Raw genomic sequence first — 21610 nt, forward strand, 5'->3', positions numbered from 1 at the left:
ATATGACAATCGGTACATTACCTTTCGATCAAGAAACAATCCGTCAGCGCGCAAGCGAAGTAAACGAAGCTGCTTGGTTGACTGAGTTCCGCTTACAAGCTCTTGCACAAGCAACTGAACTTTCAATGCCAACGCCTGATAAAACAAAAATCGATAAATGGGACTTTATCGGAAAAGGCCACACTGCTAAGCAAGAGCCTGTAAGTTCTTTAGAGGAACTTCCAGAAGCAGTGCAAAAGTTAATTGATACAAATAATAGCGTACTTGTAGGACGAAGTGGTACAACAGCATTCGTTTCTTTAGCAGACGAAGCAAAAGAGAAAGGCGTTATTTTCACAGATATCGTTACAGCTGCAACTGAGCATGCTGAACTCTTACAAAAGTATTTAATGAAAGATGGCGTGAAAGTAGATGAGCATCGCTTAACAGCACTTCATGCTGCATTAATCAACGGCGGTGCATTTGTATATGTTCCGAAAAACGTTGTTCTTGAAACACCACTTCAAGCTGTATTCTTGGTAGACGGCGAAGAAGCAAACGTATATAACCACGTATTATTCGTAGCTGATGCCAACAGTTCTGCAACATACGTAGAAAATTACGTAGCAAACGAAACTGTTACAGGTATTGCAAACATCGTGGCAGAAGTAATCGTAGAACAAGGTGCACAAGTGAAATTTGGTGCGGTTGATCTATTAGCAAAAGATGTAACATCTTACGTGAACCGCCGCGGCGTTGTAGGACGGGATGGACGTCTTGAGTGGGCATTAGGCCTTATGAATGACGGAAATACAATTTCAGAGAACGTAACGAACTTAATGGGAGACGGATCATTTGCTGATACAAAAACAGTAACAATTGGCCGTGGTAACCAAACACAAAACTTTACAACAAAAGTTGTTCACTTCGGTAAACACTCTGAAGGATTCATTTTAAAACACGGTGTACAAAAAGATAGCGCAACATCTATCTTTAACGGAATTGGTAAGATTGAACACGGTGCATCTAAATCAAATGCACAACAATCTTCTCGCGTTCTTATGTTAAATGAAAAAGCACGCGGTGATGCAAACCCAATTCTTTTAATTGACGAAGACGATGTAATGGCAGGGCACGCAGCTTCTGTAGGCCGCGTAGATCCACTGCAACTATACTACTTAATGAGCCGTGGTATTCCGAAGCAAGAAGCAGAACGTTTAGTCATCCATGGATTCTTAGCACCTGTAGTAAATGAGCTTCCAATTGAAGGAGTAAAAGCGCAGCTTGTTGAGGTAATTGAAAGGAAAGTTCGCTAATGAATATTCATGAAATACGCAAACAGTTTCCAATTCTTGATCAAAAGGTGAACGGCAAACAACTTGTATATTTCGATAGTGCAGCAACTTCTCAAAAACCAATTCAAGTCATTGAAACGTTAGAACGTTACTATAAAGAATACAATTCTAACGTGCATCGCGGTGTTCATACGCTCGGTACGAAAGCTACCGATGCGTATGAAGGTGCACGTGAGAAGGTTCGCAAGTTTATTAACGCGAAATCAATGGAAGAAATTATTTTCACGCGCGGAACAACAACTGCATTAAATACAGTAGCTGCAAGCTATGGCCTGGAAAATGTAAAAGAAGGCGATGAAATCGTCATCTCATACATGGAGCATCATAGTAATATTATTCCGTGGCAACAAGTTGCGAAGAAAACGGGCGCAACTTTAAAATACCTTCCGCTTCAGCAAGACGGAACAATCTCATTAGAGGATGCTCGTCAAACAATTACACCGAATACAAAAATCGTTTCTATTATGTATGTGTCTAACGTACTTGGAACGATTAATCCTGTAAAAGAGATTGCAGAAATCGCTCATCAAAATGGTGCAATCATGGTCGTTGACGGTGCACAAAGTACACCTCATATGAAAGTGGATGTACAAAATTTAAACTGTGATTTCTACGCATTATCCGCTCATAAAATGTGCGGGCCTACAGGTGTCGGCGTATTATATGGTAAGAAAGAATTGCTAGACAATATGGAGCCAATTGAATTTGGCGGCGAAATGATTGATTTCGTAGACTTACAAGATTCTACGTGGAAAGAGCTTCCGTGGAAGTTTGAAGCAGGTACACCGATTATCGGTAATGCGATTGGACTTGGAGCGGCAATTGATTTCCTAGAAGAAATCGGTCTTGATAATATTGAAAAGCATGAACATGAATTAGCGCAGTACGCTTTAGAAAGACTATCAGAAGTAGATGGCGTTACAATTTATGGACCAAAGCATCGTGCTGGTCTTGTTACATTTAATATTGATGAAGTACATCCGCATGATGTGGCAACAGTATTAGATGTAGAAGGCATTGCGGTTCGCGCAGGACACCACTGTGCACAGCCGCTTATGAAGTGGTTAAAAGCTTCTTCTACAGCACGTGCAAGCTTCTATTTATATAATACAAAAGAAGAAATTGATACATTTGTTGAAGCGCTAACGAAAACAAAGGAGTATTTCACAAATGTCTTTTAATAATTTAGATACGTTATATCGTCAAGTTATTATGGATCATTATAAGAATCCTCGTAACCATGGCGTGTTAGAAGATAGTGTTACAGTTAACTTAAACAATCCAACTTGCGGCGATCGTATTCAACTTACGATGAAAGTAGAAGAGGGAATTGTGAAAGAGGCGAAGTTTGAAGGAGAAGGTTGTTCCATCTCCATGTCTTCAGCTTCGATGATGACGCAAGCAGTAAAAGGAAAGAAAATTGAAGAGGCAATTAAGCTTTCTAAAATTTTCTCTGACATGATGCTAGGAAAAGAGTATGATGACAGCGTAGATTTAGGAGATATTGAAGCATTACAAGGCGTATGCAAGTTTCCAGCACGTATTAAATGTGCAACATTAGCTTGGAAAGCGTTAGAAAAAGGCTTAAACGAAGATAAGTAATGTTACAGGTTCCTAAACACGAGGTTATCTAAGGAGGGACATACCAACATGGCGAAGAAACTGCCAGATATCGGCGATTATAAATATGGTTTCAAGGATAAAGATGTTTCGATTTTCCGTGCTGGACGCGGTTTAACAAAAGAAATCGTTGAAGAGATTTCACGTATGAAAGAAGAACCACAGTGGATGTTAGACTTCCGTTTAAAATCACTGGATAAGTTCTATGAAATGCCAATGCCACAATGGGGCGGCGATTTAAATGACCTAGATTTCGATGAAATTACGTACTACGTAAAACCATCTGAGAAATCTGAGAAGTCTTGGGATGAAGTACCTGACGAAATTAAAGCGACATTTGATAAATTAGGTATTCCAGAAGCTGAGCAAAAATATTTAGCTGGTGTATCTGCACAGTACGAATCTGAAGTTGTATACCACAACATGAAAGAGGACCTAGAAGATCTAGGAATCGTCTTCAAAGATACAGATAGCGCATTAAAAGAGAACGAAGATATTTTCCGTGAGCATTTCGGAAAAGTAATCCCACCAACTGACAACAAATTCGCAGCATTAAACTCTGCAGTTTGGTCTGGTGGATCATTCATCTACGTTCCAAAAGGTATCAAAGTTGATACACCACTTCAAGCGTATTTCCGTATTAACTCTGAGAATATGGGACAATTCGAGCGTACGCTTATTATTGTAGACGAAGGCGCACACGTACACTACGTAGAAGGTTGTACAGCTCCTGTTTACACAACAAACTCACTGCATAGTGCAGTAGTAGAAATCATCATTAAGAAAGATGCATATTGCCGTTATACAACAATCCAAAACTGGGCGAACAACGTATACAACCTAGTTACAAAACGTGCTGTTTGTGAAGCGAACGCAACGATGGAATGGATTGACGGTAACATCGGATCTAAATTAACGATGAAATACCCAGCAGTTATCTTAAAAGGCGAAGGCGCTCGTGGTTTAACATTATCTATCGCGATTGCTGGTAAAGGCCAACACCAAGATGCTGGTGCGAAAATGATTCACTTAGCACCAAACACATCTTCAACAATCGTTTCTAAATCGATTGCGAAACATGGTGGTAAAGTAACGTACCGTGGTATCGTACAATTCGGACCAAAAGCGACAAACTCTCGCTCTAACATCGAATGTGATACGTTAATCATGGATAACCAATCTACATCTGATACAATTCCTTACAACGAGATCAAAAACGATCACGTTTCACTTGAGCACGAAGCGAAAGTATCAAAAGTATCAGAAGAACAATTATTCTACCTAATGAGCCGCGGTATCTCTGAGCAAGAAGCTACAGAAATGATCGTAATGGGCTTCATTGAGCCATTCACTCGCGAACTTCCAATGGAATACGCAGTTGAAATGAACCGTCTAATCAAGTTTGAGATGGAAGGTAGTATCGGTTAATTTAAAAGTAGAAGCGCCCTGTTTACAGGGCGCTTTTTTAATTGGATGCAAATATATCAATCGTTGCTCCCGATATATCGGTGTTATTTTTGAAATACCGGTGCTTCGACACGATATAAAGACCTTGCGACGATGTTGGACATGTGAAAAGCCGCTGAAAAACTATCTAGTTTGAGTAAGGGGAAAAATTTTATCAATATACAAAAATTGAGATTACATGATATAATTTTTAAAAAAAGGAGGTGAGTATTTTAAAAGTTCTAAACCATGTTGAAGGAATAAAATTACTAGTATGTTTATTAGTTGGTTTATGTACTATTAATTATTCGTTTATTTCCTTCGCTGAAACATAAACAAGTAATTTAGCTGATGCAACAAAATTATTCTAAAAAAGGAGTTGAGTTTTTTGAAAATTACAAAAAATATTAAAGGAATAAAATTACTAGCATGTTTATCAATTGGCTTATGCACTTTTAATTATTCTTCTATTTCTTTCGCTGAAACACCTAAAAGTAATTCAGCTGATGCAACAAAAAAAGCTATTAACATTGATACTGGTATAGCAAATCTTAAGTATAATAATCAAGAGGTTTTAGCAGTAAATGGTGATAAAGTAGAGAGTTTTGTTCCGAAAGAAAGTACAAATTCAAATGGTAAATTTGTAGTAGTTGAACGTGAGAAAAAATCACTTACAACTTCACCAGTGGATATTTCGATTATTGATTCTGTGGCTAATCGTACTTATCCAGGAGCAGTACAACTTGCAAATAAATCTTTTGCGGATAATCAACCTAGTTTATTAGTGGCTAAGAGAAAACCTTTGAATATTAGTATAGACTTACCTGGCATGAGAAAAGACAATACAATTACTGTCCAAAATCCTACATATGGTAATGTGTCTGGAGCAGTAGATGAATTAGTATCTACTTGGAATGAAAAGTATTCAAAAACACATACGTTACCTGCAAGAATGCAGTATACAGAATCTATGGTGTATAGTAAATCTCAAATAGCAAGTGCTCTTAATGTTAACGCTAAATACCTTGACAATTCACTGAATATTGACTTTAATGCTGTTGCAAATGGAGAGAAAAAAGTAATGGTTGCGGCATATAAGCAAATCTTTTATACCGTAAGTGCAGAACTACCTAACAATCCATCAGATCTTTTTGATAATAGTGTTACTTTTGATGAGTTAACTCGTAAAGGGGTAAGTAATGCGGCTCCGCCTGTTATGGTGTCAAATGTAGCTTATGGTAGAACAGTTTATGTGAAATTAGAAACATCATCTAAGAGCAAAGATGTACAAACTGCTTTTAAAGCCTTAATTAAGGGTCAAGGCGTTGAAGCGAGTGGACAGTACAAAGATATTTTTGAAGACAGTACCTTTACCGCTGTAGTATTAGGCGGAGATGCAAAAGAGCATAACAAGGTTGTTACAAAAGATTTTAATGAAATCCGAAATATCATTAAAGATAATGCAGAATTAAGTTCTAAAAATCCAGCATACCCAATTTCATATACAAGCACTTTCTTAAAAGATAACGCAACTGCTGCTGTTCATAACAATACAGATTATATTGAGACTACAACTACAGAATATTCTAGTGCTAAAATGACGCTTGATCATACTGGTGGATATGTTGCTCAATTTGATGTATCTTGGGATGAATTCTCTTATGATCAAAATGGAAAAGAAGTACTAACCCATAAAACTTGGGAAGGAAACGGCAGAGACAGAACTGCTCATTTCAATACAGTCATACCACTTCCACCGAATTCAAAAAATGTAAAAGTCGTAGCAAGAGAATGTACAGGTCTTGCATGGGAATGGTGGAGAACAATTATTAATGAACAAAATGTTCCATTAACAAATGAAATGAAAGTTTCAATTGGAGGAACGACATTATATCCAAGTGCCAATATTAGTCATTAGGTAAAAGTGAAGCGCCCTGTTTGCAGGGCGCTTTTTTACTTGGTCGCAAATATATCGGTGCTTTTACGGTTCTCTAAATCCAAATGCTCCAATAAGAACAGGGATGAGTAATATGAAAATAACAGCTAGAAGTGGAACAAAAATACCGACAAACTTCCATTTGCTTGGTTCGTTCTTGTTTATAGCTATCATGCTGAATATGAGACCGAGGATGATGCAAGCGGTGCTAATAAAAAAGAAAATGATTGGTAAAAAACTTAAATTTGCTGCAAGGGCATAACTGAGTGAAAATGAAACAACTCCAGCTAATGTAACCCACAGAGAGAGAAAGCTATATTTGTTAAACAAAGGAATCACCCCCATACATCCATTTTAGTGTGAAAATTTTCTAATTAAAAGGTATCTTTTTGCTTTTTCCTCCAATGAGAGTACAATGTAAAATAGCAAGAAAAGGCGAAAAGTATTTACAGGATTATTGCAAGTAGATAGCGTAAAAGGCAGTAAGGAATTGAGAGGAGGTTTTTTCTCTGGATATAAATAAAGAAACAATCATTCACCTTTATCATACAAACGATATACATAGTCATTTTGAAAACTGGCCGCAAATTTCTCGGTTTGTACAAGAAGAGAAAAAGCGCAGACAGAAAGCAGGAGAATCTGTTTTCACATTAGATATTGGCGATCATGTGGATCGTTTTCATCGTATAACGGAAGCAACGAATGGCAAGGGCAATACGAAATTATTAAACGAAGCGCTATATGATTATGTAACGATTGGAAATAACGAAGGAATTACATTAGCGAAGGAGCATCTTGAACATTTATACGATGAAGCGAATTTTGAGGTGCTTGTAGCTAATTTATTTGAAAGAGATGGAACGCGTCCTAATTGGGCAAAACCGTACAAGCTGCATACAACTGCAGATGGAGTTACGATCGCTTTTATAGGCTTAACGGTAGCTTATCCAGAGTTCTATGAAATGCTGGATTGGCATATTGAAGATCCAATTGCACATTTGGAAGTAATTTTAGAAGAAGTGAAAGAAAAAGCTGATGTTACTGTCGTTCTTTCTCATCTTGGAAAGAATGCAGATGAGTATATGGCAGAGCATTATGATATTGATGTTATTTTAGGGGCACATACGCATCATTTGTTTGAGCGTGGTGTTCTTGTGAAGGGGACCTTGCTTTGCTGCGGAGAAAAGTGGGGGCATTATGTCGGACATGTTCAGCTAACGGTGGATCTAGAGACAAAAAGAGTGACAGAAAAGGATGGGAGAGCGATTCGTACAAATCGTCTGTCAGCTTACGGAGAGTCATTGCCGACGATTGAAGCGTTAGAGAAAGAAAGCGAACTTATTATGGCAGATCCGATTGTTGAGTTAAAAGAACCATTGCCGATTGATTGGTTCCAGGAGACACAAATTTCCCGTATGTTAGCAGGTGCATTAAAAAAATGGTGTAATGCGGGAATTGGGATGGTCAATGCGGGTGTGTTATTAGAAGGATTAGAAGAAGGAATTGTAACGCGCGGAGATATCCACCGCATTTGTCCACATCCTATTAATCCATGTGCACTAAAAGTAAAAGGAAAAACATTACGAGATGTTATTTTAAAAGCACGTCGTCCAAATATGGAACAACTTGAGGTAAAAGGCCTTGGTTTTCGCGGGAAAGTTATGGGGAAAATGATTTATGATGGTCTGGAAGTTACATTAGATACGATTCCTGGAAATAAAATTTTACTCGAAGATGTATTGATTAATGGAGAATCATTAGAGTTAGAACGTATATACACTGTCGGAACGATTGATATGTTTACATTCGGGTACTTATACCCAGAACTATCCACACTTTCTGAAAAACAATATTATATGCCAGAGTTATTGCGAGATGTGTTAACAGAGATGTTGATAACTTATACATCTTCCATCAAACTATAGGCTAGTTAACCTGTAACACTCATTTTTCTCTTTTCATAAAGATAAGAAAGAGAGGAGTGTATGAACTATGGTTAATGTGGAACCAATTATCATTGATAACTATACGTTTATAGCGGTTAGCGTAAAGCTTCCGAAAACAAATTTGTTGGCTGTTATGAGCGATAAGGGATATATTATGTGTGGAGCTTTAGATGTCGGCCTATTAAACGAGAAGTTAGGGGACCGAGGTATTATTGCTGGCCGCGCAGTTGGTGTGAGAACGATTGAGCAGCTTCTTGAAGCGCCGCTTGAATCGGTAACGACTGAAGCCGAGGCTCTAGGCATTCCAGCAGGAACAATTGGAAAAGATGCTTTATTAAAAATGATATAAGTATATATCGTCCCTCTTTCTTGCATAGAAATGATATAAGAAGGAGGGTTTTTTTATGCGTACATTTCGTCCAAAAGCTTCGCGTTTCCGAAAAGGACCGCTCCCCTTTCGGCATGTACTACTCATTTCGTTTATCATTTTTTTATTGTTAACTTTACAAGGATTCTGGATTGTGAATAAAAGTATTCAACCTACATTAATAAAATATGGAGAAACGCAGACACATAAAATGGCAACGGTTGTGATGACGAAAGCGGTAAAGGATCGAATTAAGGAAGGATTTGATGTGGATTCATTAATGAAAGTACAAAACGATAAGAATGGAAGAGTATCCACAATCGATTTAAATACAAAGCAAGTAAATGAGATTTTGACATCGACTACTGCATACATAGAGAAATATTTGCATCAAGTGGAGAAGGGGAATATGAAGGCACTCGGTCTTCCAGAAGAGAGCGGAGTGTCAATGTCTGTTCCTCTTGGACGCATAACGGATAATGCACTCCTTGGTAATTTAGGGCCGGATATTCCGATTGATTTTACAACAATTGGTCATGTGAATACGGATATTAAGCAAAATGTAAAACCGCATGGAATTAACAATACAGCGATTGAAGTTGTTATGGAAGTGCAGGTTACGCTACAGGTAATTATTCCATTTCGTACAAAAGAAATTACAGTAAAACAAAATATCCCAATTGCAACACGAATTGTACAAGGAGAGGTACCATCTTATTATGGAAGCGGCGGAGTTGTTATGCCAGATAGTAAGGGGAAGAAAGCGGATGATTAGTCATTCGCTTTTTTGTGTTTTATTGGTTTTTTAAGTTAATACTAAAAACATGGAAATTTTTATCAAATGAAGCAAGGAATTAACAAAATATGTATTATAACGGATGAGTAAGTTTGAAAAGACATTATAGTACTTAAAAGGAAACAACCGTAGCAATTAGCTACGGTTGTTTTTTAAATTCGCACGTTCTTTCCGCTCCCACAAACTTAAATGCATATACGGATCAAAGGCCCATTCTGTATACCCGTTGTCTTTATATAATCCAAAGTGCAAGTGTGGTGGAAACTTTCCAGCTGTACCAGGAGGTCCATAACCTGTGTTACCAACGAAGCCAAGAACGGTTCCTGGTTCTACAATTTGTCCTAGCTGTATTTCTTTAGAAAAGCCACCTAAATGTGCGTAATAATGATAATTGTTATATAAATCGCGAATGCCGATGCGCCAACCACCAAGGCGATTCCAACCCTTTGTTTCAATAACGCCGTAGCAGGTAGATCTTACTGGTACACCGTGCCTTGCGAAAATATCGGTGCCTTCATGAATACGTCTTCCTCCAAAACTCCGCCCAGCGCCAAATGTACTACGGTAGCTATTGTCGCTATGGACAGGAAGAGGGAAGGCATTCCCTTCTAAGTTAATACGACCATAGTGCTTATAGATTCGAGCATATTCGGTAATTAATTCAACTGTTTTTGCACGTCTATAATATTCCCAGAGCATAATTTTAATACGGTCTTCTGAAGTCCCTTGCTTTTTTATAATAGTTGCCATTGTATGCAAAAGATCTCGGTCGTTATTTGCATTTGCAATTCCGTCTTTATCGCCATCTAAACCAATCCCTCCAAACAGAGAAATCGTATGGGGAAGAGTATCGTTAGTAGAACCATTGGCAGGTCCAGCCCACATTTCTGGTTTAAAGTAAATTGATATGATAGCATCGGGCTTTTTCGGAATATCTTTTCTTACGCTCCGTATATTGCGTTCATATTGATCAATTGCGGCTAAATAATACCATGGAATATTAGCATCTTTTTCAGTTTCTTTATATAGTGTCATGCGCTTTTCGTATATTTGATTTTGATTCACTTCACCATAGGCAATGCCTTGCCCAAGAAGAAAACAAATAGAAAGCAATAAGGCAATCTTTCGAAGCATAAAAATAAACTCCTTTCACAACATCACTCTTTTTAGTGTGGGATATACGAGATATTTCATTATAGTAAATCATTGGTAAAAATTCTTGGAATCTTCATTTGAGCAAATCGCTTTCATACGTTAGAATAGATATGTTACATTGAAAGAAGCGAACACGGTAAACTATTTCATATTGTGCGGAGTTGATAACATGACAAAACAAACAGAATATAAGCGCAAGCCCGAATGGTTGAAAATTAAGTTAAATACAAATGAAAACTATACAGGCTTAAAGAAAATGATGCGTTCTAAGCAGTTACATACCGTTTGTGAAGAGGCGAAATGTCCGAACATTCACGAATGCTGGGCTGTAAGAAAAACAGCAACGTTTATGATTTTAGGTGCGGTTTGTACACGTGCTTGTCGTTTTTGTGCGGTTAAAACAGGCTTACCAACGGAGCTTGATTTACAAGAGCCAGAACGCGTAGCAGATTCTGTAGTACACATGGGCTTAAAACACGTTGTTATAACAGCGGTTGCACGTGATGATTTGAAAGATGGCGGAGCTGCTGTTTTTGCTGAAACAGTGCGCGCTGTTCGTCGCAAAAATCCATTCACGTCTATTGAAGTACTGCCATCTGATATGGGCGGGGTAGAAGAAAATTTAAAAATGTTAATGGATGCAAAACCGGATATTTTAAACCATAACATTGAAACAGTACGTCGATTATCTGACCGAGTTCGCGCTAGAGCAAAATATGATCGTTCATTAGAGTTTTTACGTCGTGCAAAAGAAATGCAACCTGATATTCCAACTAAATCTAGCATTATGGTGGGACTGGGTGAAACAAGAGAAGATTTAATTGAAGCAATGGACGACTTACGTGCGAACAATGTGGATATTTTAACACTTGGACAATACCTACAACCATCTAAAAAGCATTTACCAGTTATTAAATACTACACACCAGCTGAATTTGCAGAGTTAAAAGAAATTGCTCTTAGCAAAGGATTTAGCCACTGTGAAGCTGGCCCGCTTGTTCGTTCTTCTTACCATGCAGATGAGCAAGTACGTTCTGCAAAAGAAAATACAGCACAAGCAAAATAATAGTAAAAAATCCTTCTTAGCGTGAAAACTAAGAAGGATTTTTTACTTCAAACACAACTAAATAGGAAAGAATAAAGTAAACAATGAAGGAAGTTTTACCGCGGTTTTTCAATTTGTTTTTCTATATTCTAAAACGGTATTTTGACATATGGATAAAATCTTTTTCAATTCTTCTGTGGATAATTCAATTGTAAATTCCGGAACACCCGGTGTAATTAAAATTTTGTCATAGGCATAGACGGAACTATCCACAATAATTGTTACATTCTGTGAATAACCAAAAGGAGCGACGCATCCCGGAATACATCCTGTTTGTTCTCTTAGTTCATCAGGTGAACAAATTGATAAGCGCTGCCCCGTGATTTCCTTCATTTCGTTTTTCTCGAGACGAGTTCCTTCCAATGTGAAGAAAACGTAATAGGATCCAGATTTTGATTTTAAAAATAAGCTTTTACTTGGAGCACCCTGCAAGCCAAGGCGTTCACGAACAACACGATCTGTTTCATAATCGAGAACTGGTTCGTGTTCAAATTTTTCATAAGAAACATTTGTCTTATGTAATAAAGAGATTACTTCTTCGTACATATTTTTGTAATGCCCCTTTCTATATTTGTTGCATGTTCAACATGACTTTTTCAAATTTTTTTGCACTTAAAATTTCATGTGTTAAAAATTCTCCGTTATAAAAAGCTCCGTATGTCGTGAAGGCACAAGGAGCATGTTGCGCATCTTCTCGCGATGTCAACTGAATGCATTCGAAAGGGATATGATATTGCTGAGTGATATTGGCTAATTCTTGATGAATGTAATAATCAGTATAAGGACACTGATTTGTATAATAGACAACCAAGCCGTTTTGATTCGGAGTCTTCATGTCTTTGGCGCTTGCTGTGAAATGTGGTGAAGGAGCATTTGGATCAAGTTTGTATACAAGTAATTCAAAATAAGGCGGTGCTGTATCACATACTTGAAACCCTTTTTTCTTTAAGTAGCTGCCATCTGATAAATAGGGGCGTTTTTTCTTGCTTGAAATAACAACGATTCCATGCTTTCCTTTCGCTTTAGAATCTTGCATACATTCTTCTAAGAGCTGTGCACCATAGCCTTTCCCTTTAAAACGCCCCGATACCCAAAAGCAATTGATGAATGTGTATCCTGGTGCAGAGATAGGCACCCATGCATACTCAGCTGGAATGTGTTCAATGAACACCTTTCCTTTTACATCTAGCTTTTTAAACATAAGTCCTTCTTCAAATCGATCTTTTAGCCACTCTTTTTTTAGCTCGACACCACGTTTCACTTTTTTGTCTGACATTGCACAGCAGATATGTTCTTGTTCAATATTATCTCGTGTAACAATTTTCAACGGTCTTCCCCCACAATCTGTGGATTGTCGTTTGTTCATCAAGTGTAATTTCGTAAATATCAGGATTGCTTAAGTTTTTCCATTCTAGAAAACCAATCCGATTATCAAAGTACTTTAAAATGAGCGTTAATAAATTTCCATGTGTAACAAGTAATGTTACTTGGTGTTCTTGTTGTAAAATGTCTTGAATAAGCGATGCGACGCGGTCCATCGCTTGTTTTGTTGACTCTCCGCCTAAAAAGGCAATATCTATATTTGTAAAAGTATATTCTAGTTTTTGTAGCCAATCTTCCATTGGATTATTGCTTAATATGCGTTCCTCTAGGCGCTCATCTTCGCCTACGGGTAGATTGGTTCGTAATGCAAATGGTGCAATGGATTGAATGGCTCGAGTAAAAGGGCTTGAAATAATGGACTCTATTTGCAGGTTATTCTGTATGAGAAAATTAGCAAGAAAGTGTGCTTGTTTTTCCCCTGCAATTGTTAGTGCTGCATCTCGTTCTTGTCCAGTTGCTGAACAGTGACGTACTACGATAAGTTTTTTCAAAATCCATCCCTCATTTTTCAAGTTGACCATACATACTTCGACAAATAGGAAAAAAATCCTCTATAGAAAAAAGCTAAGCTCACGTGGGCTTAGCTTTTTTCTGATTCAATTGTTAATTTGTCTTTCATTTTACGAATAAGAATGAAAGCGCAAATTGTAAAAATAAGCGTGATTCCTTCTGCAACAAATATGTTGATAACTTGCTTTTGATAAAGAGCTGCAAAGAAGTCTATAAATGCATGGAACAAGCCGGCATATATAACAAAAATATATTTCTTATGTTTTACGCCGTATAATACAAGCATTGAGAAGGCGATTTGTAAGACCAAAGCTAAGATTCTTTCTAAGCTACCAAGTAGGTAGAGATAGGAAGGAGTGCTAAGTAATAAATCTTGCACTTGACTGAGCTGAGGGGCTTTTTCAATAAGTTTTGAAAAACTTCCATTATTGATTGAAATAGCAAAGTATAGAGTTTGAAGACTAGCTAGAGCCCCAATTGAAATAGATTCAATCCCTCCGTGTCCAATTCCATATGCTAAACCATCTTTATATTCTTGATATTTCTTAAGTAAATAGAAGAAGGCTATGAATCGACCTGCTTCTTCAAAGATAGCGGCAGTAAGTCCACCATAGATGGCATAAAGAAATGGGTTTTTCAATATTTCCGATGTTGTTGGATTGCCCAGCATAAATACGTGAAAAGGTGTTTCGAGAATTTGTGAAAATCCAATAAAGATAAGAACCCCAACACCAACAACTTTCCAGTTTATATGATATTTTTTTCGAAAATAAACAAGTACAATAATTGGAACTAGAACCGAAATCGCTAGTTGCACAATCATACTGGTAATTACAGCATTTGAAACCATATTTTTCACCGCTTTCTAATATATGTACATATATATTATGCCTGAATTTTAAGGGAATGTGGAGTGGAGGAGCTTTTAGTCATAAAAAACACATAATTTAATAATCATTTTTTATTGACTCTCACGTTACGTAATATTTTATTGTATGTATTAAGGGAGGCGAAACAATGACAATGAGGGTAAAAGAAGTAGCTGATTTAGTTGGTATTAGTGTGCGCACACTGCATCATTATGATGAAATTGGGTTGTTAACCCCAGATGAGACGACAGAGTCAGGGTATCGTCTGTATTCCAATGAAAATTTAGAGACATTGCAGCAAATTTTATTTTTTAAAGAGCTTGGCTTCCCTTTAAAGAAGATTAAGGAAATTATCATGAGTCCTTCATTTGACCGGGAAGAAGCGCTTCAATTGCATAAGAAAATGCTGCTCGAGAAGCGAGCTAGACTGGATAAGGTGATTGCGACAATTGATAAGACAATTAAGCATACAAAAGGAGAGATTCAAATGACGAATAAAGAAAAATTTGAAGGATTTGATTTCAGTCAAAACCCATATGAGCAAGAAGCACGTGAGAGATGGGGAGACGAAGCTGTGGATAAAGCGAATAAGACAGCAGCTGGCATGCCTAAAGAAAAGCAAGAAGAGTTTAATGGTATTTATAGAAAGCTGGCTACACTTCGAAATGGCGCGCCTGATTCTAAAGAAGCACAAGAAGCAATTCAAGAATGGTACGATTACTTGCAAAACTTCGGTCAATATTCATTAGAGGCATTCAAAGGATTAGGTCAAATGTATGTAGATGATGAACGTTTTACAAAAAATATTGACCAATTTGGAGAAGGTTTAGCACAGTTTATGTGCGATGCAATGGCGGTATACGCAGATAACCGTAAAAAATAAAAAGATGGGGCTGTCTCAAGTGGGCAGCCGCCATCTTTTTTATTTTTTAAGCATGTCATTTAATGTTTGATTCTGCGTATTATTCAAATGCGGATTTTTCCCCATTTCACGTTTTAGCATATCAAGGCTTTGTTCATATTCTTTATTGTTTAATGTACCAGATTGCAGGCCTTGAATTTGCGTGATCAATTTTTGGTCTGTTGATACATATGCTTTATAATAACGGGGAACGATGGATAAAGCCGTTTTATATACTTGATCTGTTACAAGAGCAGGATCGTTTGTTTTTGCTTTGTATACAACAAATACTTCGTCATCGGTCACAAGTGTAGCAGCATTTGTGACATCCGGAAGATTTACTGTCATACTTGTAATCATTTCAGCTACCTTCTCGCGGTTAATGGCACCCACTTGTTTGTTAGATACTTCATGTTTTTGTTTAGAGGAGTATCCGACTCTTGTAAGCTTTGTATTTGTATTTTCTGTATGATACATGTCGTTTTTATTGGAGACAAGAACGCGGCTGCCTTTTTCATGTTCCATTTCCGCTTTATTTGTCGAGTAGCAACCTACAAATAAAGAGAGCGTGAGAAGAGAGAGTATCATTTGTTTTTTCAAGATGTATCACCTCCTTCTCCATAGCATTTACTACTTTTCAATTTTTTGTATTTGAAATTGTTGGTTGTTAGGCTTTGTGATACGATAAAAAGAAGAATGCTTAGAAAGGAAGTTAATGATGGAGCAAAAGCAGGAGATTCATGCTACAATGAGCATTAATAATGTTCAATACGAAGTAATTAAAGACTATCGTAACGGTTTTCGTGAAGAAGCATTTAAAGAACGCTATGCAGAAATTTTAAATAAATATGATTATATCGTTGGTGACTGGGGGTACGATCAACTCAGATTGCGCGGCTTCTTTGATGATAGTAACCAACGTGCGACATATGATACGAAAATTAGTACACTATCGGAGTACTTATACGAGTACTGTAATTTTGGTTGTGCACACTTTGTATTACGAAAAGTGAAGAAGTAAAAAGAATTCCTCTTACGATAGGCGTAAGAGGAATTTTTTTTACTCAAGTATAGGGCTTTGGTTTACTTGAAAAATAAAACAGCGCCGCGGCAAATATAATCATTTATCCCCTTTACAAGCAAATTGAAATAAGATCACCTTCTGAAAGGGTTGTATTTGGTTTCATCTGTTGTCCGTTCAACTGAATGTGTCCGTTTTTCATTCTGTCTACAATCGTGGTGCGGCTCCAATCTGAAATATACGCAGCGAGTGCTTTATCCATGCGATGAGAGCCCAAAACTGTTTCTAATACAATGGTTAATTCTGTAGTGCCAGCTTCTTTATATTGCATAATCGAGATAGTAGTGATCATCTCACCTTGTTCTTTTTGAAACACATCGATCGTTTCAACATGATCAGAAAAAGACTTATAAATGTGAAGTTTCTTGTTCCACGTATGTCCTTTTGAGCATTTATAAATGGCAAAGCGGTAAATGTTCTTTCCATTTGCGTTATGCCTACGAACGTTTATGTCAGTAAAAAGGGTGGTATGCCCGCAATTTTTACAATGTTTTTCGACTGTCGTTTCAAATTCATTTTCATATAAATTCCAAGAAAGTTGTACTTTCTGCATTTTCCTTCACCTCGTATATATTGGGTAAAGGAACGTAATACAGCTATTTGGATGTCTTGCAGTATGAATAGGGAAGAAATAGACAAAAATAAAAGGAGGGTCCCTTAAGAGGAACCTCCGTAAACATCATACTACAGATGCGTTACGTTCCTTTGTAATGGGAAATGAACAGACTACTCCCTTGATAAAGCACACAGCTTTTTTGAGAGTAATGCTATTCAATTGCTGATCCATTACAAAGTAAATGTTGGCATACGTAGTAGACGTCCTTTCTTCCAAATAGATTTGCTCATAAGTATAACATAAAAGATTGAAAATTCGAAAATTTGTTATGTATAAAAAACACCAGCTATCGAGGTAGCTGGTGCCATAATATTATATAAGTTCAAATAAGAATGAGCGAAGTTCTTCTGCAATCTCTTCAGAGACAGAAAAAGCGTGCTCTAAGTAGCCGGGTTCGTTTAAATCGTCAGTGCCGATGATTGCAAATTTATTACGCTGCATATCAAGGACAATTGTTTTACCGTAATGGCGATCGGAATATAAAAGCGCTAAATCGTGGCGCTCATTTTCTCCCATAAAGCTAACGAAACGCGTTTTTGTATCGACTGTATCGTCGTAAAGAAAGAAACGTTCTTCCATACTACACAGGCTCCTTTTTTAAATATCTAAGTTTAAGTGAGGCTTATGATCTAAATGGTGATGCGTTTTAATAAAGCGTACCGTTCTTGTTTTGTAGCGCATAACGATAGAATATGTTTCTGCTAAGTCTCCGCCAAGGAATTTCACACCATCTAATAACTCGCCAGCAGATACGCCTGTTGCTGAGAAGATTGCGTCGTCACCAGATACTAAGTCATCTAACATAAGAAGTTGACGAGGATCTTCTAATCCCATTTTACGGCAACGTGCTTCTTCTTCTTCGTTCATTGGAACTAAGCGTGCTTGCATTTCGCCTTCAAGACATTTTAGTGCTGCTGCAGAGATAACGCCTTCTGGAGCGCCGCCAATACCAACGAATAAGTCAATACCTGTTCCTGGAAGAGCTGTTGCGATTGACGCACCAACATCTCCATCACCGAATAGTTTTACACGTGCACCTTTTGCGCGAACACGGTTAATAATATCTTGATGACGTTCACGTTCTTGGACGATAACCGTTAAGTCACGAATTTTCTTATTGTTTGCTTCTGCTACAATATCAATTGTTTTTTCAATTGGATCATCTAAGCTAATTTTACCAGCTGCTTTTGGACCAACCGCGATTTTTTCCATGTACATATCCGGAGCATGAAGAAGGTTTCCTTTATCTGCGACTGCAATAACTGCCATTGCATTTGCAAGACCTTTTGCAACGATGTTTGTCCCTTCTAATGGATCAACGGCGATATCTACTTCTGGACCGTTACCTGTTCCTAGTTCCTCACCAATATATAACATTGGTGCTTCATCAAGTTCTCCTTCACCAATTACAACAGTACCTGCCATGTTTACTGAATCAAACATATCACGCATAGCGGTAGTTGCTGCATCATCTGCTTCGTTTTTCTTTCCGCGGCCCATCCATTGTGCGGATGCTAAGGCTGCTGCTTCTGTTACACGGACAATTTCTAATGCGAGTTCACGTTCCAAGGTAACATTCCTCCAATTTCAAAAATCATACAGTTATAACTATAACAAATAACGCGTGAAAGGTGAATTCGAAAAATTGTCGATTTTTTCAGAAGAAACGGTTACAATTAAAATGTAAATGCTTTAATTTCCAGGTAGGTGACATTCATGTACTTTGTAGACAGAAAAAAAATAGAGCAAATGTTAGCATGTTTAGAACAAGTAGTAGATACATTTCAAGAGAAGCAAGAATATGAAACGGATTTTGAATATTACGCATTAGAGCGTATGTCGCATCTCATCATTGATTGCATACTAGATGTTGGAAATGCAATGATTGATGGATTTATTATGCGTGATCCAGGGAGTTATGAAGATATTATTGATATTTTAATGGACGAAAAAGTCATAAGTGAGGAAGAAGGAAAAGGGATAAAAGAAGTGATTGTTCTTCGGAAAATGCTTATGCAAGATTATATTCAAATGAACCATGAAGAATTATATACAACGATTCAAAAACAAATTGCCGTGGTACAAAAATACCCTGCGAATATTCGCCGTTACTTAGAAAAGGAATTAGGGCCTGTATCTGCATTTGTAGCAGAATAAGCGCATGGATAAGATCCCCATTAACCTTTTTGGGGGTCTTTTTTGTCTATGGGAACGGCTCAAAAGAGAGAAGGATGAGAAATGGGGGAAGCACGTACAACGAAGGAAGAAATTGTACAGCTTTTAAAAATAAATGGTGAACAAACAGTTGCATCGTTAGCTGAATCTTTAGAGATTACGGAGATGGCAGTACGTCGTCATTTAAGTAAGCTTGAGAAAGAAGAAATCATTCAGTCGAAAATGGTGCGTCAACATGTGGGAAGGCCAACATATTTATACGGCCTAAGTCAAAAAGGAGAAGATTCGTTTCCGAAAGATTATAAGCAATTTGCTTTAGAAGTGTTAGAGGATTTAGAGTCAATCGGTGATGAAACACTTGTTAATGCTATTTTAAAGGCGAGAACGAATCGGATGGAGGAGCAATTACAAAAGCGAATGAGCAGCCAAGATAATGTATTACAAAAGCGAATGAGCAGCCAAGATAATGTATTACAAAAGCTCCGGGAAGTTGCCGCTATTCAAGAGAAAAACGGATATATGGTACAGGTGAAGCAAGAGGGAGAAAACTCATACATATTACAAAAACAAAATTGTCCATTAAAGGCTGTTGCTGAAAAATATCCACAGCTTTGTTTGGAGGAAGAAAACATGTATAAGCGGTTGTTTTCTGATAAAAATGTGAAAGTGTTATCAAATATGTGCAATGGTGACTGTCACTGTTCGTATCACATACAAGAGAAAAAATGAACGTTATGGGACGCTTTTAGACGAAGCGTTTTTTTCTTTGGAAAAAGCGGTTAATATAAGAAGGGTATGAACGCTAGACAAAAAGGAGAGACAGATGGATGTATAAAGGCTATTTAATCGACTTAGATGGTACAATGTATCGCGGTGAAGAACAAATTGAAGAAGCAAGCGACTTTGTAAAAGCACTACAGGAGCGCGGCATTCCCTATTTGTTTGTAACGAATAACTCAACGCGTAAGCCAGAGCAAGTGGCAGAAAAGCTTGTTCGTTTCGATATTCCAGCTAAACCAGAGCAAGTATTTACAACAAGCATGGCAACAGCAAACTTTATTTATGAGCGTAAACAAGATGCGTCTGTGTATATGATTGGTGAAGAAGGATTGCATGACGCACTTGTAGAAAAAGGATTCAAGCTTGTGGATGAAAATCCTGACTTTGTCGTTGTTGGATTAGATCGCGAAATTACATATGAAAAGCTAGCGAAAGCATGTCTTGCAGTACGTAATGGTGCGACATTTATTTCAACAAATGGAGATATTGCCATTCCAACTGAGCGTGGTTTATTACCTGGAAACGGTTCCTTAACATCTGTTGTTACAGTATCAACAGGTGTAGAGCCAATCTTTATCGGAAAACCAGAATCCATTATTATGGAACAAGCACTAAAAGTACTTGGCATGGCGAAAGAAGAAGCGCTAATGGTTGGGGATAACTATGATACTGACATTTTAGCGGGGATAAATGCTGGTATGCATACACTTCTTGTCCACACTGGAGTCACAACTGTGGAGAAGTTAACAGAGTATGACGTGCAGCCAACACAAGTTGTGCATAACTTGACAGAGTGGATTGAGAAGATGTAATAGTGGACAGGCAATCTTTTAGATTGCCTGTTTTTTGCTGAATGAAGGCTGTAATTCGATTTAAGTAGGGATGGGCGTAAGTGTATATTAAAATTACATTCATTGTTTAAATTATAGAAAAAGACCTGCTCACTCATCGTTAATCAACATACAGTAATGTAAATCCGTCAAAATATCCACAGCTTACTGTTTTGAGCACTTACTAAAGTAGGGATTATACAGCTGTTGGGAAGGTGGATTTAGCTGCTAAAAAACACTCACTTGAGTGTCTTTTTACTTTAATAATATTTTTTATAAATGGATTTGCGAGAAGGGGAAGGGATATGGATCATACGATTACATTCAATTTTGGAATATCCATAGTAATTATTCTATTCGTTTTGTTTGTACTAGCTATATGCGGATGTTAAAAAGACACCCTTTCGAGTGTCTTTTTTTGACTTGAAAACCACATATGTATTAGGACTCTCATCCTATTTACTATTTTACCATGTTCGGTCATATCCGTTATTGAGAAAATTAAATCAGCATGTCACTCTGCGTTAACCTCACTGATGGAAGTTTTCATTTTACCCTAATAAACGATTCACTACTTCTTTTACTTCTTCAAGTTCACTTTTTACCGTTTCTAAAATCGCATGATTGAAGCTTTGTGGATTTGGGTGTGCATAAACGATTAGATGCTTCATCATTGTTCCTCCTATTTGTGGATATGTTGATAGCTTTTTCTTAAAAAGAAAACATTATTGTAACTATTATGGTTACGAATTGAGGGGGA

Annotated in this window: 24 protein-coding genes and 1 pseudogene; 14 read left to right on the forward strand and 11 right to left on the reverse strand. The window is 37.4% G+C overall.

Annotation, left to right across the window (positions count from 1 at the left end):
• Positions 1–2 precede the first annotated feature (2 nt).
• From sufD to MHH45_RS18945, 5 genes are all read left to right on the forward strand, one after another.
• On the forward strand, positions 3–1295 hold the full coding sequence (gene sufD / locus MHH45_RS18925; RefSeq protein ID WP_016112395.1) for a Fe-S cluster assembly protein SufD: 1293 nt from the start codon (positions 3–5) through the stop codon (positions 1293–1295).
• Complete coding sequence (gene sufS / locus MHH45_RS18930) at positions 1295–2515, forward strand: cysteine desulfurase SufS (protein ID WP_016112394.1); 1221 nt, start codon at positions 1295–1297, stop codon at positions 2513–2515. Before sufD ends, sufS begins: the two co-directional genes overlap by 1 nt.
• On the forward strand, positions 2505–2936 hold the full coding sequence (gene sufU / locus MHH45_RS18935; protein ID WP_016112393.1) for a Fe-S cluster assembly sulfur transfer protein SufU: 432 nt from the start codon (positions 2505–2507) through the stop codon (positions 2934–2936). The genes sufS and sufU overlap by 11 nt, the downstream gene beginning before the upstream one ends.
• Before the next feature lie 48 nt (positions 2937–2984).
• Positions 2985–4382, forward strand: a complete 1398-nt coding sequence (sufB, locus tag MHH45_RS18940; RefSeq protein ID WP_016112392.1) for a Fe-S cluster assembly protein SufB — start codon at positions 2985–2987, stop codon at positions 4380–4382.
• 397 nt (positions 4383–4779) lie between these two features.
• Positions 4780–6318, forward strand: a complete 1539-nt coding sequence (locus tag MHH45_RS18945) for a thiol-activated cytolysin family protein (RefSeq protein ID WP_033670853.1) — start codon at positions 4780–4782, stop codon at positions 6316–6318.
• A 63-nt stretch (positions 6319–6381) separates the two neighbouring features.
• Here the strand turns inward: MHH45_RS18945 and MHH45_RS18950 are convergent, their stop codons facing one another.
• The gene (locus MHH45_RS18950; protein ID WP_141522328.1) at positions 6382–6675 is read right to left on the reverse strand and encodes a hypothetical protein; all 294 of its coding nucleotides are present in this window, start codon (positions 6673–6675) and stop codon (positions 6382–6384) included.
• Positions 6676–6869: 194 nt separating this feature from the next.
• Here MHH45_RS18950 and MHH45_RS18955 point away from each other — a divergent pair, with 194 nt between their 5' ends.
• From MHH45_RS18955 to yunB, 3 genes are all read left to right on the forward strand, one after another.
• Positions 6870–8261, forward strand: coding sequence for a bifunctional metallophosphatase/5'-nucleotidase (locus MHH45_RS18955; RefSeq protein ID WP_077295358.1), 1392 nt, complete (start codon positions 6870–6872; stop codon positions 8259–8261).
• A 67-nt stretch (positions 8262–8328) separates the two neighbouring features.
• Positions 8329–8631, forward strand: a complete 303-nt coding sequence (locus MHH45_RS18960; protein WP_003201652.1) for a YunC family protein — start codon at positions 8329–8331, stop codon at positions 8629–8631.
• A gap of 55 nt (positions 8632–8686) precedes the next feature.
• Entirely contained in the window at positions 8687–9424 is a 738-nt protein-coding gene (gene yunB, locus MHH45_RS18965) for a sporulation protein YunB (RefSeq protein WP_016132180.1), read from the forward strand.
• A gap of 156 nt (positions 9425–9580) precedes the next feature.
• Here the strand turns inward: yunB and MHH45_RS18970 are convergent, their stop codons facing one another.
• On the reverse strand, positions 9581–10579 hold the full coding sequence (locus MHH45_RS18970) for a M23 family metallopeptidase (RefSeq protein ID WP_003208964.1): 999 nt from the start codon (positions 10577–10579) through the stop codon (positions 9581–9583).
• Positions 10580–10769: 190 nt separating this feature from the next.
• Between MHH45_RS18970 and lipA the strand changes: the two genes are divergently transcribed.
• Entirely contained in the window at positions 10770–11666 is an 897-nt protein-coding gene (lipA, locus tag MHH45_RS18975; RefSeq protein WP_003201659.1) for a lipoyl synthase, read from the forward strand.
• A 108-nt stretch (positions 11667–11774) separates the two neighbouring features.
• Here the strand turns inward: lipA and MHH45_RS18980 are convergent, their stop codons facing one another.
• The 4 genes from MHH45_RS18980 to MHH45_RS18995 form a co-directional block, all read right to left on the reverse strand.
• On the reverse strand, positions 11775–12251 hold the full coding sequence (locus MHH45_RS18980; protein ID WP_016132179.1) for a YbaK/EbsC family protein: 477 nt from the start codon (positions 12249–12251) through the stop codon (positions 11775–11777).
• Positions 12252–12270: 19 nt separating this feature from the next.
• The gene (locus tag MHH45_RS18985; RefSeq protein ID WP_088094273.1) at positions 12271–12981 is read right to left on the reverse strand and encodes an N-acetyltransferase; all 711 of its coding nucleotides are present in this window, start codon (positions 12979–12981) and stop codon (positions 12271–12273) included.
• A gap of 28 nt (positions 12982–13009) precedes the next feature.
• Positions 13010–13579 carry a histidine phosphatase family protein gene (locus MHH45_RS18990; RefSeq protein ID WP_016132177.1) on the reverse strand — a complete coding sequence of 190 codons (570 nt, stop codon included), beginning with the start codon at positions 13577–13579 and terminating at the stop codon, positions 13010–13012.
• An 89-nt stretch (positions 13580–13668) separates the two neighbouring features.
• A complete protein-coding gene (locus MHH45_RS18995) occupies positions 13669–14448 on the reverse strand; it encodes a YhfC family intramembrane metalloprotease (RefSeq protein WP_016132176.1) in 780 nt (259 codons plus the stop codon).
• Positions 14449–14615: 167 nt separating this feature from the next.
• Between MHH45_RS18995 and MHH45_RS19000 the strand changes: the two genes are divergently transcribed.
• Positions 14616–15350, forward strand: coding sequence for a MerR family transcriptional regulator (locus tag MHH45_RS19000; protein WP_016112383.1), 735 nt, complete (start codon positions 14616–14618; stop codon positions 15348–15350).
• Positions 15351–15389: 39 nt separating this feature from the next.
• Here the strand turns inward: MHH45_RS19000 and MHH45_RS19005 are convergent, their stop codons facing one another.
• Complete coding sequence (locus MHH45_RS19005; RefSeq protein WP_016112382.1) at positions 15390–15968, reverse strand: YhcN/YlaJ family sporulation lipoprotein; 579 nt, start codon at positions 15966–15968, stop codon at positions 15390–15392.
• A 148-nt stretch (positions 15969–16116) separates the two neighbouring features.
• On the opposite strand from MHH45_RS19005, the gene MHH45_RS19010 reads away from it, so the two are divergent.
• The gene (locus tag MHH45_RS19010) at positions 16117–16389 is read left to right on the forward strand and encodes a YutD family protein (RefSeq protein WP_371388589.1); all 273 of its coding nucleotides are present in this window, start codon (positions 16117–16119) and stop codon (positions 16387–16389) included.
• A 112-nt stretch (positions 16390–16501) separates the two neighbouring features.
• Here MHH45_RS19010 and MHH45_RS19015 read toward each other — a convergent pair whose 3' ends face one another.
• The 3 genes from MHH45_RS19015 to glpX form a co-directional block, all read right to left on the reverse strand.
• Positions 16502–17002 (reverse strand): hypothetical protein, encoded by a 501-nt coding sequence (locus MHH45_RS19015; protein WP_016132175.1) that lies wholly within the window; start codon positions 17000–17002, stop codon positions 16502–16504.
• 375 nt (positions 17003–17377) lie between these two features.
• A complete protein-coding gene (locus MHH45_RS19020; protein WP_003208880.1) occupies positions 17378–17644 on the reverse strand; it encodes a DUF3055 domain-containing protein in 267 nt (88 codons plus the stop codon).
• A gap of 18 nt (positions 17645–17662) precedes the next feature.
• Positions 17663–18634, reverse strand: a complete 972-nt coding sequence (glpX, locus tag MHH45_RS19025; protein WP_016112379.1) for a class II fructose-bisphosphatase — start codon at positions 18632–18634, stop codon at positions 17663–17665.
• Between the two features lie 147 nt (positions 18635–18781).
• Here glpX and MHH45_RS19030 point away from each other — a divergent pair, with 147 nt between their 5' ends.
• The 3 genes from MHH45_RS19030 (at position 18782) to MHH45_RS19040 (ending at position 20832) form a co-directional block, all read left to right on the forward strand.
• Positions 18782–19222, forward strand: a complete 441-nt coding sequence (locus MHH45_RS19030) for a DUF86 domain-containing protein (RefSeq protein WP_003201498.1) — start codon at positions 18782–18784, stop codon at positions 19220–19222.
• Positions 19223–19303: 81 nt separating this feature from the next.
• On the forward strand, positions 19304–19969 hold the full coding sequence (locus MHH45_RS19035; protein WP_088094270.1) for a helix-turn-helix transcriptional regulator: 666 nt from the start codon (positions 19304–19306) through the stop codon (positions 19967–19969).
• A gap of 98 nt (positions 19970–20067) precedes the next feature.
• On the forward strand, positions 20068–20832 hold the full coding sequence (locus tag MHH45_RS19040) for a TIGR01457 family HAD-type hydrolase (RefSeq protein ID WP_003208886.1): 765 nt from the start codon (positions 20068–20070) through the stop codon (positions 20830–20832).
• Positions 20833–21434: 602 nt separating this feature from the next.
• Here the strand turns inward: MHH45_RS19040 and MHH45_RS19045 are convergent.
• A pseudogene (locus tag MHH45_RS19045) lies at positions 21435–21521 on the reverse strand (NAD(P)H-dependent oxidoreductase); the annotation flags it as partial.
• Positions 21522–21610 lie beyond the last annotated feature (89 nt).

Origin of the sequence: Bacillus sp. FSL K6-0042 (genome assembly GCF_038006685.1) — a bacterium.
Classification (GTDB): domain Bacteria; phylum Bacillota; class Bacilli; order Bacillales; family Bacillaceae_G; genus Bacillus_A; species Bacillus_A pseudomycoides.